This window comes from Collinsella aerofaciens (genome assembly GCF_025289055.1).
Taxonomy (GTDB): Bacteria; Actinomycetota; Coriobacteriia; order Coriobacteriales; family Coriobacteriaceae; genus Collinsella.
Window position 1 is genome coordinate 39,194 of the sequence record NZ_JAESIQ010000009.1, and the last position, 14,754, is coordinate 53,947.

At 62.2% G+C, this 14,754-nt stretch carries 11 protein-coding genes; 10 read left to right on the plus strand and 1 reads right to left on the minus strand.

Features of this window, described 5'->3' with window-relative positions; all coding sequences use genetic code 11:
• The first annotated feature begins 19 nt into the window (after positions 1-19).
• The 8 genes from JMJ97_RS03935 (at position 20) to JMJ97_RS03970 (ending at position 11,448) form a co-directional block, all read left to right on the plus strand.
• The gene (locus JMJ97_RS03935; protein ID WP_260699236.1) at positions 20-3,493 is read left to right on the plus strand and encodes a DEAD/DEAH box helicase; all 3,474 of its coding nucleotides are present in this window, start codon (positions 20-22) and stop codon (positions 3,491-3,493) included.
• A gap of 165 nt (positions 3,494-3,658) precedes the next feature.
• Positions 3,659-4,021, plus strand: coding sequence for a desulfoferrodoxin family protein (locus JMJ97_RS03940; RefSeq protein ID WP_055285739.1), 363 nt, complete (start codon positions 3,659-3,661; stop codon positions 4,019-4,021).
• Between the two features lie 117 nt (positions 4,022-4,138).
• A complete protein-coding gene (locus tag JMJ97_RS03945; protein WP_260699237.1) occupies positions 4,139-6,124 on the plus strand; it encodes an NAD(+) synthetase in 1,986 nt (661 codons plus the stop codon).
• A 137-nt stretch (positions 6,125-6,261) separates the two neighbouring features.
• The gene (gene ruvC, locus JMJ97_RS03950) at positions 6,262-6,783 is read left to right on the plus strand and encodes a crossover junction endodeoxyribonuclease RuvC (protein ID WP_022095142.1); all 522 of its coding nucleotides are present in this window, start codon (positions 6,262-6,264) and stop codon (positions 6,781-6,783) included.
• Positions 6,783-7,403, plus strand: a complete 621-nt coding sequence (ruvA, locus tag JMJ97_RS03955; RefSeq protein WP_055285743.1) for a Holliday junction branch migration protein RuvA — start codon at positions 6,783-6,785, stop codon at positions 7,401-7,403. The genes ruvC and ruvA overlap by 1 nt, the downstream gene beginning before the upstream one ends.
• Positions 7,403-8,470, plus strand: a complete 1,068-nt coding sequence (gene ruvB, locus JMJ97_RS03960; protein WP_260699238.1) for a Holliday junction branch migration DNA helicase RuvB — start codon at positions 7,403-7,405, stop codon at positions 8,468-8,470. The genes ruvA and ruvB overlap by 1 nt, the downstream gene beginning before the upstream one ends.
• A gap of 144 nt (positions 8,471-8,614) precedes the next feature.
• Positions 8,615-10,282 carry a formate--tetrahydrofolate ligase gene (locus JMJ97_RS03965; RefSeq protein WP_260699239.1) on the plus strand — a complete coding sequence of 556 codons (1,668 nt, stop codon included), beginning with the start codon at positions 8,615-8,617 and terminating at the stop codon, positions 10,280-10,282.
• Between the two features lie 179 nt (positions 10,283-10,461).
• Positions 10,462-11,448 (plus strand): hypothetical protein, encoded by a 987-nt coding sequence (locus JMJ97_RS03970; protein WP_260699240.1) that lies wholly within the window; start codon positions 10,462-10,464, stop codon positions 11,446-11,448.
• A gap of 12 nt (positions 11,449-11,460) precedes the next feature.
• Here JMJ97_RS03970 and JMJ97_RS03975 read toward each other — a convergent pair whose 3' ends face one another.
• Positions 11,461-12,642 (minus strand): cation diffusion facilitator family transporter, encoded by a 1,182-nt coding sequence (locus tag JMJ97_RS03975; protein ID WP_260699241.1) that lies wholly within the window; start codon positions 12,640-12,642, stop codon positions 11,461-11,463.
• Positions 12,643-12,860: 218 nt separating this feature from the next.
• Here JMJ97_RS03975 and JMJ97_RS03980 point away from each other — a divergent pair, with 218 nt between their 5' ends.
• Entirely contained in the window at positions 12,861-14,198 is a 1,338-nt protein-coding gene (locus JMJ97_RS03980) for a TFIIB-type zinc ribbon-containing protein (RefSeq protein ID WP_260699242.1), read from the plus strand.
• Between the two features lie 228 nt (positions 14,199-14,426).
• Entirely contained in the window at positions 14,427-14,696 is a 270-nt protein-coding gene (locus JMJ97_RS03985) for a hypothetical protein (protein ID WP_260699243.1), read from the plus strand.
• The last annotated feature ends 58 nt before the right edge of the window (positions 14,697-14,754 follow it).

The following is a 14,754-nucleotide window of genomic DNA, read 5'->3' on the forward strand; positions in this document are numbered from 1 at the left end:
CGCGAGATTGGAGGAAGTGATGGCGCAGGGGACGTTTGTGCAGGCGCTTCGTAAGGAGGCGGCGCTCAGCAGTACCTTTATGAAGGGGCGCTCGCTCATGCTCAACGGCGCCGTGCTGTCGTTCGAAGACTCCGGCTCGCGCTTCTCCAAAAACGTGAACATCGAGGGCTCGGTGCGCGGCTCGCGCGGCGACCTGTACAAGACGCACGTGGCGCTCGACATGGACGAGCACGAGGTTATCGACTACGACTGCGATTGCCCGGCCGCCTTTCGCTATTCCGGCATGTGCAAGCACGCCATCGCCACGGCGCTGGCGTATCTGGATGCCAGCGGCGCCGAGCCCGTCGAGGGCCTGCGCACACCGGTCCGCACGTTTACAGTACCGACCGCACAGTCCAAGCAGCCCATGCGCTCCGCGCCCACCGCACCGACGGTCAACCCCAACTTTCCCTTCCCGGCGCCCGTCCCCACGAGCCCGAGCCTTGTGGCGGCGCTTTCCGACCTTTCGGACGCGCGCATGGACGAGCTCGTGGCCATGCGCCGCAAGCTCGCCAGCACCATTGACCCCGATGCGCCCAAAGCGGTGCTGGAGCCCTCGCTGGTGCCGTACTACAATCCGCTGTTTGCCGATCGTTTTAACTGGGCGCTCGAGTTTCGCATTCGTAGCGGTTCGGTGTCCTACGTGGTTAAGGATATCGACGGCATGGCCGATGCCTATGTGCGCGGCGGTACGTTCTCCTATGGCAAGAAGCTTACGTTTGCCCATGTGCCCGAGGCTTTCGATGACGTGTCGACAAAGCTGCTCGACTTTATCGCAATGACGGTCGCCTACCTAGGCGATATTACGAGCTCGCGCTCGGCGTCGTATGACTTTGTCCGCAACGGTTTTGTCGCCGAGCGTCAGTTGCCTGTATCCGAGCATTCCATCGTGTCCGTGCTGGACCTGCTGCGCGGCAGGACCATGTCCTTTGAGCCTGCTTGGTCGCGGGGAACGACGACGCATCGCGCCTACGAGGTGGCAGTCGAGCCGTCGCCGCAGGGGGAGGGCGAAGTCCCGGCTAAGCGCTCGCCGCTCCTTGCCGCCAAGATTGCACCGGCGGCGGGAGGCAGCTACGACTTGCGCCTGCCGGCCGATACGTACTGCTTTGTCGCAGGCGATGCAGCTTATCTGGTCGATACGCGCCGCGCGCGCCGTACCGACACGGCGTTTGCCCAGCATGCGGCGCCGTTCCTATCGCACTTGTTGCCCTGCCGCACGCCGGTCCATATCGCCGCCGACCAGGTGGGCGAGTTCTGCCGCATGGCGCTGCCGATCTTGCGCGACTACACCGACCTGATCGCTCCCGCCGTACTTGACGCCGTGGCGCCCGAGCCGAGTTTTGCCATGGCGATTGGCGTCGACGATGGCCTTGTGACCTGCAAGATTACGGTGGCCTACGGCGATTGGTCGGCAGATCTCTTTAGTCTTGGTGCTCCGGGCAGTCCTTTCGAAGAGCAACGCCCCGGCGTTCCGCCCCGCGATACGCTGGCGGAGTTTCGCGTTATGGACACGGCTGCCCTGTACTTTGATTTCCGCGAGGGCGGCCTGGCGTTTGAGGAGCGCGATGACGAGAGCCTGTTCCACTTGCTGACCGAGGGCCTGTCTGCCCTGTCCGAGCTTGGAGAGGTCATGCTCAGCGACCGCCTGCGCCAGATTTCGGTCCGCCCTGCGCCCAAGCTCTCGGTGCGCGCCACCGTCAAGAGCAACTTGCTCGACGTCGAGCTGGGTGCGAGCGGGCTTTCGGCGGGCGACCTTGCCATCTATCTGGACTCGTATAAGCGCCACCAGACGTTCGCGCGCCTTACGTCCGGCGACATCGTTCGCCTGGATGAAGGTGCCCGCGCTGCGTTTGGCCTTGCCGAGGACCTGGGGGTCGATGCTGTCGACCTGCTCGACGGCGTGTCGCTTCCCGCGTCGAGTACCCTGTTTGTCGACAGCATGCTTGCGCGCACGCCCGCGCTCGAAGCCGATCGCGACGCTGCGTTCCGTCGCACCGTCGAGCGCTTGGATACGCTCGGCAAGATGGACTTTACGGTGCCGGTCTCGCTCAAGGCCACACTGCGCGGCTATCAGGTCGACGGCTACCAGTGGCTCGGCTCGCTTGAGCACCTGGGCCTCGGCGGTATCTTGGCCGACGATATGGGCTTGGGCAAAACACTGCAGATGATCGCGCATATCCTGGCGCGCGTGGAGGCGGGGGATGCCAAGCCCACGCTCGTGGTGTGCCCTGCGTCGCTCGTGTATAACTGGACCGCCGAGCTGGAGCGCTTTGCGCCTTCGCTCGACGTGTGCGCTATCGTGGGCGCCAAGGCGCAGCGCCGCGTGCAGATAGCCGGCGCTGACGAGCATAACGTGGTTGTAACGTCGTATGACCTCATGCGGCGCGATATCGACGAGTATGCCGAGCAGGACTTTGCCCGTGTGGTGCTCGACGAGGCCCAGTACATTAAAAACCCGCTCACGCAGGTGGCGCACGCCGCCAAGCGTCTGCCTGCCGGCGTGCGCTTTGCCCTGACGGGCACGCCCATCGAAAACCGCTTGTCCGAGCTCTGGAGCATCTTCGACTTTTTGATGCCGGGCCTGCTTGGCTCGCGCGAGTCGTTTGCCAAGCGCTTCGAAAGCCCGGTCGAGCACGCCGAGGGTGACAGCGCCGCTCGCTTGCAAGCGCTCGTGTCGCCGTTTGTGCTGCGCCGCGTTAAGGAAGACGTGGTGGCCGACCTGCCCGAGAAGATCGAAGACACCGTCATGGCACAGCTCACCGGCGAGCAGCGCAAGCTCTACCTGGCCAACCAAGACCGTATCGCCCAGCAGGTGCAGCATCGCGAGGCATCCGAGTTTAAGAAAGACAAGCTCAAGGTGCTCGCCGAGCTCACCAAGCTGCGCCAGATCTGCTGCGACCCGCATCTACACTACGAGGACTACAAGGCAGGGAGCGCCAAGCTCGACGCTTGCATGGAGCTCGTGCACGGTGCGCTCGACGGCGGGCACCACATTCTGCTGTTCAGCCAGTTCACGGGCATGCTCGATATCATTGGCAAGCGCCTGGCCAAGGAGGACATCGGCTTTCTTAAGCTCACGGGCGCTTCGTCCAAGGAGAGCCGCGCCAAGATGGTCGCGCAGTTCCAGGCGGGCGAGGTGCCGGTGTTTCTGATCTCGCTCAAGGCGGGCGGCGTGGGCCTCAACCTGACGGCGGCCGACGTGGTCATCCACTACGACCCGTGGTGGAACGTGGCCGCGCAGGACCAGGCGACCGACCGCGCGCACCGTATTGGCCAGCAACATACCGTGACCGTGTACAAGCTCATCGCCAAGGACACGATCGAGGAACGCATTATGCAGATGCAGGAGTCCAAGCGCGACCTGGTCAACAGCGTACTCGGCGGCGACGGCATCTCGTCGGCACTGTTCACGCGCGAGGATGTTCTGGCGCTTCTCGGCGGCGACGGGCGCTAGCCGCGCGCGGGGTGGGACTGCTGGAGTGGGCAGGACGGTCGACGCATTTTGGCCCGACCGCTTGCCTGATCCGTTATGTGTTCATTTGCAATGCCGTGGATGGTTTGTCTGCCTTTGGGCATAAGAACCATCAAGAACATTGGCACATCAGCAAAGGAGAACATCATGGCGAAATTCTTTAAGGACCCCGACGGTAAGCTCATCGCTGCCCTTGGCGACGACGTTGCGACCCCTGCCGGTTGCACGGAACTGACCGCAAACACTGAGGACGCGGCGCACGAGAAGCACGTGCCTGTTGTCGAGACCGAGCGCGACGGTCACGTGATTCGTGCACGCGTTGGCTCGGTCGAGCACCCCAGCCTGCCCGAACACTACATTGAGTGGATTGCGCTTGAGGCCGAGGGCCGCTTAGAGGTTCATTACCTTGAGCCCGGCATGAAACCCGCGACGTTTTTCGCGGGCGGCTCCAAGACCGGTACCGTCTATGCCTACTGCAACCTGCACGGGCTGTGGTCCGCGACATTCTAGGAGCGCGCCCCCGCTCGGGGTATCATAGCTAGCATATGCACATGCAAGCGCCGGCTGCATTATGCGGCCGGCGCTTTTACTACGATTTCGATGGTTTACGACGGAAAGGGCTGGGGCATGAAGCTCGCGCTTGCACAGATCGATATGCGCCTGGGTGATATTGAGGGCATTTGCGGCCGCATCGAGGACCAGGCTCGTCTGGCCCACGAGCGCGGGGCGCGCGTGCTGTGCGTTCCGGCTCCGCTCTTTATGGGCGCCATGCCCGGTGGCCTGGTGGGCGCTGCCGACTTTGAGCACGACGTGCTTGCCGGTTTGACTGGTGTCGCCGAGCGTATCCAGGAGCTTGACATGATCTGCATCGTGCCCGCGGCGGTTTCGTTTGAGGGCCAGCCGCTGCTCGACTACATGATGCTCAAGGACGGTCATGTGGTGCCGGCGCGTTCGAGCATTGCCCTGCAGCGTGGCGAGAACAACGACACACGTTGGGCGCCGCCGGTGTTCGACGTGGACGGCGTGCGCATCGCCGTGATTTTTGACTTGGACCGCGAACTCGAGATGCTGCCGACCGGTGTTGACCTCATTGCGTATTTCCAATTCAACGCGTTTGACATGACCGACCGCGAGACTGCCGCCATTGCTGCCGTTCGCAGCGGCGCCTACCGCAAGATCGCATCCAAGCGCAGCGTGTGGTTTGCCTGCATGGCGCCGGTCGGTGCCTATGACGAGTCGGTGTATACCGGCGGTTCGTTTGTGCTCGACGACTGCGGTCGCGTGGTGGCCCAGGCGCCGTGCTTTGAGGAGAGCCTGCTGGTTCAGGAGATTCAGCGCGGCGTGATGCTCGATGCCCTGGAGGATCACGAACTGCCCGAGTTCCGTTCCGAGGAGTGGCTGTGGCAGGCGCTGGTGCTCGCCGTGCGCGACAACGCCCGAGCCCACGGTGCGTCGCGTGCTGTGGTGGCACTCGAGGGTGACTTGCCGTCGTCCCTGCTGGCGGCGCTGGCCGTCGACGCTCTGGGCCCGCGCAATGTGATTGGCCTGGTGCTGGGGCGCAACCGTATCTTTACGCCGGCGCAGGAAGAGGCCGAGGCTGCCCGCTGTGCCGCCGTCCGCGCCATCGCCGAGCGTCTGCACATTCGCACCGTCGAGCGCGATGCACCGGATGCGGCGCGCGTGCTCGATCGCGACGTGTCGGCGGGCGATGCCGAGCGCCTGCGCTCGCGCACGCTGGGCCTGATGCTGGAGGATACGGCGCTCGAGCTGGGTGCGATGGCGCTGAGCCCGCTGTCCAAAACCGAGTACGCGCTGGCGGCGCCGGCGCTTTGCGGCGGCTACCAGGGCGACTTTGCGCCCTTTGGCGATGTGTACCTGTCGACGCTTGAGTTTGTGGCGCGTGTGCGCAACCGCACGTCTGCCGTGGTGCCCCAAGAGCTCGTGACGCTCAACGCAGTGGAAGATTGTATGGAGCGCGTGCTGGCGCAGGCGCTCTCGACGCTCGACGGTCCGGTCGATATGCTCGACCGTGCGGCACAGCTGCTCGGCGGGCTTGAGCCGGGTGAGGTCGATGGCGCGCTCGAGGCGCACGTGGACCGCAATCGATCTTTCGACGACATCCCGATGGCCGCTGGCAAGCCTGAGGCCTGCTCGCTGCTGCTGATGCTCGTTCGACAGGGTGAGGCTGCCCGCCGCATGTTGCCGATGGCGCCGATCGTCTCGGCCCGTTCGTTTGCCGAGCGTGCCTGGCCGTATATGCTCGCGTGGTCCGACCTGGGGCTTAACGGCAAGGAGCGTATGACGGTCGATTCGCTGGCGCGCGCCGAGGTGCGCCGTTTTGCTGACGAGGATACGAGCGAGCGCGTGCGAAACGAGATGATGGGCGTGCTGGGCGAGCTACTGGGTATTTCGCCCGAGCAAATGGAGGAGCTGCGCTCTGAGGACGGTCAGCGTCGTTTACACGAGGGAATGAAAAAGTTCGAGGGCGAGGTTCAGGACGCCATCGATAAGATGATGGGCGGCCAGGGTGGCCCGCAGGGTGGGCCCCAGGGTGGCCCGATGCCGCATCCGCCGGTGGATCCGAGGCAGTTCCCCTTTTTCTCGCAGAACTAATTATGGGATAGGATTCGCTCTCAACCCCGATACTTCAACTAAGCATCTTGGCCCCATTGTGTTATTCTAGAACAGACGTTCGTGAATGATGCGCGGGGCCTTGTCTTGCGCTGTGCTTGTGGCGAGGGGAGGTTGGCTTGGTTATCTTGGGCATTGACCCCGGTTTGGCTCATACGGGTTGGGGGATTATCGAGGAGCGGCGTGGCGAGGTTCGCTGCCGTGCCTATGGCTGCATCGAGACCAGTGCCGGAAGTCCGCTCGCGGTGCGCCTGTCGCATATCGCCCATGACCTTAAGGATGTCGTCGAGCGTTATCGACCCGACACGGCTGCTGTAGAGAGCATCTACTTTGGCGCCAACGTTCGCTCGGCCATCCCCACGGCGCATGCCCGCGGTGCTGCACTCGTCGCGCTTTCGGAATGCGCGCTCGAGATTGGCGAGTACACGCCCATGCAGATCAAACAGGCTGTGGTGGGCACCGGCGCCGCGGACAAGCGGCAGGTCGCCTACATGGTACGCACGCTCACACAGCTCGACCACGACCCGCATCCCGACCATGCCGCCGATGCCCTGGCCTGCGCCATCTGCCACGTAAACCTCAGCCGCACCCGCGCCCTCACCGGTGGCGAGTTCTATCAACAGAGAGGAACCGGATACTGATGATTTCCCAGCTCCACGGAACGCTTGTCGAGGCCACGATGAGCTCTGCTGTCGTCGATGTGTCGGGCGTTGGCTTTGAGCTCGGCATTTCGGGCAGCACTGCGGCCACGTTGCCGACGCCCGGTGGCGAGGTCTGCCTCTACACGCGTATGCAGGTGCGCGAGGACGCCATGACACTTTTCGGTTTTTCCTCAAAGGATGAGCGCATGATGTTCGACCGGCTCGTGTCCGTTTCGGGCGTTGGCCCGCGCCTGGCGCTTGCCGTGCTTTCCACCTATACCGTGGGGCAGCTGTATTCGCTGGTGATGGCCGAGGACGACAAGGGCATGGCCAAGGTACCCGGTGTGGGCAAAAAGACAGCTCAGCGCCTGATCCTGGAACTCAAGAGCACCTTTGCCAAGGATAAGGGCTTTGTGCCGGTCGACGTGATTCCCGGCCAGGTTGCGATGCCGGTTCCCGCCGCCGCTCCTTCGGCGATCGATGATGCCCGTGCGGCGCTCCTTTCCATGGGCTTTAGCCCGCAGGAGACCGATGTTGCCCTGAGCGGGTATGATGGGCAGAATATGCGTGTCGAGGATCTGCTCGGCGCGGCGCTTAAGCGACTCGGAATGGATGCGTGATGTGGGAAGCCGATGACTCTCAGGACCTGTGGGCGACGCCCGACAACTCGCCGGCGGCATCCATGGCGCACGGCGAGCGCATGGTGGGCTCGGAGCTGACGGCCGAGGACCTCGATGTCGACCGCACTTTGCGCCCCCAGCGCCTGGACGATTACTGTGGTCAGGAGCACATCAAGCAGAGCCTGCGCGTGTTGATCGAAGCGGCGCAGAGCCGTGGCGAGACGCTCGACCACGTGATCTTCTCGGGTCCTCCGGGCCTGGGCAAGACCACGCTGGCCACCGTTATCGCCAACGAGCTGGGCGCTCAGATCAAGACCACGAGTGGCCCTGCCATCGCGCGCACGGGCGACCTGGCGGCCATCCTTACTAACTTGCAGCCGGGTGATGTGCTGTTTATCGACGAGATCCACCGCCTCAACCGTTCGGTCGAGGAGGTCCTGTACCCCGCGATGGAGGACTTTGCCCTCGATATCGTGATTGGCAAGGGTCCGGCGGCGCGCTCGATTCGCCTGGATATTCCCAAGTTTACGCTGGTAGCGGCAACGACCCGCTCAGGCATGTTGACCGGCCCGTTGCGCGACCGCTTTGGCATTTCGTATCGCCTGGATTACTACACGGTCGAGGAGCTCGCGCAGATTGTGACGCGCTCGGCGACTATCCTGGGCGTGACGATCGACCATCCCAGTGCACTCGAGATCGGCTCGCGTTCGCGCGGCACGCCACGTCTTGCCAACCGCCTTCTCAAGCGCGTGCGCGATTACGCACAGGTGCGTGGCAGCGGCCCTATCGAGCTCGATATCTGCCGCCAGGCGCTCGAGTTTTTCGAGATCGACGAGCTCGGTCTGGACTGGATGGATATTCGTATCTTGGAGACGCTTGCCAAGACGTTCTCCGGCCGTGCTGTAGGCCTGACGACCCTTGCCAGTGCGGTGGGCGAGGACCCGGGCACGCTCGAGGATGTCTATGAGCCCTATTTGCTGCAGTGCGGGTTGATGATTCGTACGCCGCAGGGCCGTCAGGCAACCCTTCGCACCTTTGAGCACCTGGGGATTGAACCTACCGTTTAGGGCGCTTTGTTTTGGCGGGCTGTTGGACTATCGCTGGGCATCGGGTAAACATATCGCCGTTCATCGGTTATGGGCGTTTTACTATTGCGCGCCCGTGCTATGCTGAATTGGTCTTTTTCTCATTCGGTAACGAAAGGACCGCCCATGCCTACTGACATCGAAATCGCACGTTCTGTCACGCCACTGCCTATTACCGAGGTGGCCAAGAACGCCGGCGTCGACGTTAAGCACCTTATTCCGTACGGCTTCGACAAGGCTAAGGTCGACTATTCACTGCTCAACGAGCCGACTGATCACCAGGCCAAGCTCGTCCTCGTGACCGCTATCAACCCAACGCCTGCGGGCGAGGGCAAGACCACCACGACCATCGGTCTGGCCGACGGCCTGCGTCGTCGCGGCGTCAAGAGTGCCGTGGCCCTGCGCGAACCTTCGCTCGGCCCCGTCTTTGGCGTGAAGGGCGGTGCTGCCGGCGGCGGTTGGGCTCAGGTCATCCCCATGGAGGATATCAACCTGCACTTTACCGGCGACTTCCACGCTATCGGTGCTGCCAACAACCTGCTGGCCGCCATGCTTGATAACCACATCCAGCAGGGCAATCAGCTCAGTATTGACGTTAAGCGCATCACTTGGAAGCGCGTTGTCGATATGAACGACCGTCAGCTGCGCCACGTTATCGACGGCATTGGCGGCAAGGCCCAGGGCGTGCCGCGCGAGGACGGCTTCGATATCACCGTCGCCTCCGAGGTCATGGCAATCCTGTGCCTGTCTACGAGCATCAGCGACCTCAAGGAACGCTTGGGTGAGATCGTCGTCGGCTACAGCTTTGCCGGCGAGCCCGTCCGTGCCCGAGACCTTAAGGCCCAGGGTGCCATGGCCGCGTTGCTTAAGGACGCGCTCAAGCCCAACCTGGTGCAAACGCTCGAGGGCACGCCCGCGTTTGTCCACGGCGGTCCCTTCGCCAACATTGCCCACGGCTGCAACTCTATCATGGCCACGCGTATGGCGATGCGCTTTGGCGATGTTGCCATTACCGAGGCCGGCTTCGGTGCCGATCTGGGTGCCGAGAAGTTCCTCGACATCAAGTGCCGCATGACGGGCGTTCGTCCCAGCGCCGTCGTGATCGTCGCGACCGCTCGTGCGTTGAAGTACAACGGTGGCGTCGCCAAGGCCGATCTCAACGAGGAGAACCTCGAGGCACTCAAGGCTGGCATGCCCAACCTGCTGCGTCACGTCGACAACATCCAGAACGTATATGGTCTGCCCTGCGTGGTCGCCATCAACCGCTTCCCGACGGACACCGAGGCCGAGCTTGCGCTCATCGAGTCCGAGTGCCAGAAGCTCGGCGTCAACGTTAAGCTGTCCGAGGTCTGGGCCAAGGGCGGCGAGGGCGCGCTCGAGCTTGCCGATGAGGTCATGCGTCTGATTGAGCAGCCGAGCGAGCTCAAGTTTGCCTATGAGGACGGCGCTGATGTCGCTGATGCCCTCGAGGCCGTTGCCACCAAGGTCTACCGCGCCGACGGCGTTGACTTTACGCCGGCCGCCAAGCGCCAGCTCGCCGAGCTGCGCGAGAATGGTTTTGGCAACCTGCCGGTTTGCGTCGCTAAGACGCAGTACAGCTTTAGCGACAACGCCAAGGCCCTGGGCGCTCCCGAGAACTTCCGCATCACCGTGCGTGAGCTCAAGGTTTCTGCCGGCGCCCACTTTGTGGTCGCGCTGACCGGCAGTGTTCTGACCATGCCGGGTCTGCCCAAGGTGCCCGCGGCCGAAAACATCGACGTCGACAACGACGGCAACATCACCGGCCTGTTCTAAGTCTGCTGTCCATAGCTGCTTGTCCGCCCCGCCGTGCCCACAAGGCCCGGCGGGGCTTTTTGATCCTTAGACCCGCGCATGTCTTGTAGATACCGACGGACTCTGCCCATCATAGGCTTTTGCGCGGGTAGAATGCATGGATAACTTGAGGCTCACGCGCGACGGAAAGGAATCGTTGCATGGATCAGGACAAGACAACCGTGATGGGCGGCTACGGTTCCGCGCAGGCTGGCGATAGCGTCGATGCGACCCGCGTTGTTCCCAACCCCGGTTATACCGACCCCGCCGCGACGCAGCCTTCTGCCGAGCCCACCCGGGTTATGGGCTATGGCGACACGGCGCAGGATTCTTACGCTGCATCTTCGCAAGGCCCCTATGGCAACGCAGCTCCGGATCCGTTTGATTACGCGCCGCAGGATTCTTATGCTGCCTCGACGCCGAATTCCTATGACAACCTGCCGCAGAATCCCATTCCGCAGCCTCAGCAGACGACGTATTTGCCTCGCACGGCGCAGCCTCGCTACGAGTCGCGCCAGCCGTATCGCGAGTATCCCAAATCGATTCCGCAGTATGGTGAGGACGAGGAGAAGGCACCGTCGCGTCCGTCGAGCGTGATCAAGAAAATCCTGATTGTGCTGGCGATCTTCTTTGCCTTGTCGGTCGTGTTCGCCATCGTGTCGGGCATGCTCAACAAGCGGGGCGCCACGACCGATGCCACGACCGAGCAGGCCGAGACCACCCAGTCTGCTGCCGTCGACCTGAGCGATATCCCGGGACAGTACTGGTCCAACGCCAAGAAGCTCCTCAAGTCACGCGGAGCCGACCTTTCGAACGCCGTGATCCTGACCGACGATGGCTCAACGCCCGTCATCGATTCCAACTGGGTTGTTACGAATGCCTACTATAACGACAACGGCAACCTGGAGATTCAGCTCACGCACAAGAACAGCTATGGCAACTCGTCCGGCGGCCAAAGCGGTACCGACAGCTCGAGCTCCAATACGCTGGAGGATTTGAGCAACAAGGCACAGGAGTTGGGAGACAAGGCACAAGAGCTGGGCGATACAGCCCAAAACCTCGGCGATACTGCTCAGAATCTGGGCGATATGGCTACCAATGCCTGGGACGCGCTGCAAAACGGCATCTCGGGCGCGCAGGGAAACTAGCTGTTAAGCAGGCTACAGTTGCTCGGCCGGACGGTCGGGCGAGCTAAAGCCCGAATCAAACGTGACGACGCATGAGGCATCGGGTCGGCGCTCGTGCACGATGCGCGTGACGAGCCCCAGCAGCTCCTCGTCGGATATGTCAAAGCCGTCGGGACGCACCAGGTCAAACGAAACGAACCCGTCGTGCTCGTGCAGGTCGTGGATGGAGAGCGCGGGATCGATCTGCATGACGCCGCGCTTGACCCAGCCGCGCAAGTCATCGCCGGTTGTCGCGATGGGGTCGCAGTGCAGCGTGATACCAATGCCCATCTGGCGCTTGATGTCGTGCTCGATGGTGTCCAGAATCTCGTGGTGCTCAAACGCGTCGCCCTCGCCGGGCATCTCCACGTGGGCGCTGGCAAACTGACGACCGGGGCCGTAGTCGTGCACCATGAGGTCGTGTGTGCCCAAGACCTGCGGATAGGACATGATCTTGTCGCGGATTGCCTGGACGAGCTTGGGGTCGGGCGCTTGCCCCAGCAACGGGCTGATGGCGTCGCGCACCAGGCCCAGGCCGCTGATGCAGATGAAGATGCCCACACCCAGGCCTGCCCAGCCATCGAGATCAAAGCCGGTCGTCTGCGAAATAAGCGCCGCCACCAAGACCGAGCCCGAGGTGATGACGTCGTTTTTGGAGTCCTGCGCCGTGGCGATGAGCGTTTCGGAGTCGATGCGATCGCCCAGCGTGCGGTTGAACGCTGCCATCCAGAATTTGACGAGCATGGACAGAACAAGGGCAGCCATGGAGAGCGCCGAATACACGGTGGGCGAGGGCTTGATGATCTTGGTGACCGACTCGAGGATTAGGTTGATGCCGACGGCACAAACCAGGACGGCGACAAACAGACCAGCCAGGTACTCGTAGCGGCCGTGGCCGTAAGGGTGGCCCTCGTCTGCCGGGCGGCTGGCAAGGCGGAACCCGAGCAGGCTCACGATGTTGCTCGAGGCATCGGAGAGGTTGTTGAAAGCGTCGGCGATGAGGGAGACGGAACCGGCGAGCAGGCCCGCGATGCCCTTGGCCAGGCACAGGGTGATGTTGAGGCCAATGCAGATGAGGCTTGCGGCAAAACCCGCGTTGGTGCGGCAAGATGCATCGACCGGCTCGTCCTCGCCGCCGGGAACAAGCGTATGTACCAGCCGATTTACAAATAGCATAGCGGTCGTCCTCACAATCATGTTTAAGGGGATAGTGTAGCTCGCGCGGGGGCGCCGTGCACCGATGCTCAGAAAATGCAGCAATAGTCTGCCGGTGCTAACGAGCGAGCCTTCTCGTCTGCCTGGGTGGTCCATTTTGGGCCACATGGGTATGGGCATGTGCCTGTTTGCTCGACATACTTAATGTCGACAGCCCCTGTGCAAAGGAGGACGTTTCCATGGACGAGATGTTTGCCATTAAATGTCAAAACTGCGGCGGCCCTATGTACTCGCACCAAGCTAAGCGCAGCTTTGAGTGCGCCTATTGCGGCACGGTCGTTCCGTGGCAGGCGGACGCCGGAGAGCCCAAGAGCGCTTTGGGTATTCGCCATACGCCGTTGACGGTGGTGGATGGACTGCTCAAACTCACGCATGTGTCGCAACTCGAGCGCCCGGAGGACCCGGACTGGTATTTCTTCAACGCGCACTGGCGCAATCAGTCGGTCCTGGAACATCTGCTGTGGGAGGATCGCGGCACGGCGCAAGAGTTCCAAGAGGTCACGCATGTGAGCATTCCTTGCCCCTTCTGCGGAGCGTCCTTTGAGGGCGAGTCAACGCAGCGCGTGTTTGAGTGCCCGTCCTGCGGCAACAAGATCGGCATTGCCGACCTGCTCAAGCCCGGTACCTTCAGCAAGCGTCTGACCATGGGTGTAGGTGCGGAGTATGTGCCGGAGCAGGGCATTCCCTGCGAAATCTCGCCGCAGCAGGCACGTGCCAACGCACTGCAGCTGGTGCGCCAGCATGCGGAAGCCTTTGCCGGGCACGACGTGGAAGATGCGATCCAAAACGACATGATGCTCTTCTATTTCCCCATGGCGCTGGCGGACCTGCGCATGATGGCGAGCTTCCCGGGCAAGGGCCTGAGCAAGGAAACCCTGGTGTACTACGAGGTGCTCGACTGGGCGTATCCGAGGGCAAACTATCTGGATGTTCGACTTATGGGCATTTTGGAGCCGTGGGACTATGCCAAGGTTGGGCCGTTTGACCCTGCCATGCAGGAAGGCGACTTCCGCGTCGTCTCCGTCGATGCGTCTACCAAGGACCAGGTGGTCATTGATAAGTTGGCGCTCGACATTGCGGGCAACGACGCCGAGGCTGTACTGGGGCTCAATAAAAAGAGCATCCGCACCTGGGCGCGCAAGGCTCGCAAACACAAGGACGGTTTGGTGATGGTGCCGGTGTACTTTGTCGACCGTCCGGCGACGGATGGCCGCGATGGCGAGCAGGTGCGCATCGCCGTGAACGGCCAGACGGGTCGTGCGGCAGCGGTAGTGTTTAGCGACAAGCGCGAGACGCATATCGTGGCGCCGCTCAACCCGAGCCTGCATCTGTCCGGCGAGAGCACCGTGCACGCCACGCCCGTCGAGGTCAAATACGTTAAATCGCCGTTCCTGTACCAGATCGTGCGCCGTGGAGGCGGCGAGCAACCGCGCCAGGTTGCAGCCGCCGTCGAGGGTTCCTACCGAGAGGAGAAGCCCAAACGTCGCGGCCTGTTGGGTGCGCTATTTGGGAAGTAGGGGAGCGGTGCCGGTTGGCGCTGCGATGCGATAGTTAGAGGAACGGGGCAGTCCGCAGAAGTGCGGACTGCCCCGTTTTTGTGTTGCGGGGAAGTACTGGGCACTTCATTAAAGGTCTTCGCACAGACTCGAATTTCAATGTCGCCTAGCGCCTTCGTGCAGGATTCCCGAAGTGACCAAAATGTGGCCATAGAGGCAGTTTTAGCGAACCCCGCGGGAGTGACACGCATGGATAACAACACTTTGCTATTCCAGGACAAAGGTTCGGGTAGGTATAAAGACGTCAAGATCTACCCTAACCGCATTGAGGTACTCAAGAAGGGCACTTTTGGCGGCAAGCACACCGAGATTGTTTATCTTAAGGACATTACGGGCGTCAATAGAATCAAAGGCCGCGATGTTTTTCTGCGCAATCGTCTGTTGACCGCTTGCGTCTTTAGCCTGAACAGCCGTGCGAAGGCCCAGGAGTTTGTTAACGCGCTGAACATGGTGATGTAGCCGATAGCGGCGTTCGGGCCAAGGTAAAAATCGGGGGCACAGAACGGTGTTCTGCGCC

Coding starts and splice junctions, on each gene's coding strand:
- JMJ97_RS03935 (WP_260699236.1), top strand. CDS start 20: ATGGCGCAGGGGACGTTTGTGCAGGCGCTTCGTAAGGAGGCGGCGCTC.
- JMJ97_RS03940 (WP_055285739.1), top strand. CDS start 3,659: ATGGCGAAATTCTTTAAGGACCCCGACGGTAAGCTCATCGCTGCCCTT.
- JMJ97_RS03945 (WP_260699237.1), top strand. CDS start 4,139: ATGAAGCTCGCGCTTGCACAGATCGATATGCGCCTGGGTGATATTGAG.
- ruvA (WP_055285743.1), top strand. CDS start 6,783: ATGATTTCCCAGCTCCACGGAACGCTTGTCGAGGCCACGATGAGCTCT.
- ruvB (WP_260699238.1), top strand. CDS start 7,403: ATGTGGGAAGCCGATGACTCTCAGGACCTGTGGGCGACGCCCGACAAC.
- JMJ97_RS03965 (WP_260699239.1), top strand. CDS start 8,615: ATGCCTACTGACATCGAAATCGCACGTTCTGTCACGCCACTGCCTATT.
- JMJ97_RS03970 (WP_260699240.1), top strand. CDS start 10,462: ATGGATCAGGACAAGACAACCGTGATGGGCGGCTACGGTTCCGCGCAG.
- JMJ97_RS03975 (WP_260699241.1), bottom strand. CDS start 12,642: ATGCTATTTGTAAATCGGCTGGTACATACGCTTGTTCCCGGCGGCGAG.
- JMJ97_RS03980 (WP_260699242.1), top strand. CDS start 12,861: ATGGACGAGATGTTTGCCATTAAATGTCAAAACTGCGGCGGCCCTATG.
- JMJ97_RS03985 (WP_260699243.1), top strand. CDS start 14,427: ATGGATAACAACACTTTGCTATTCCAGGACAAAGGTTCGGGTAGGTAT.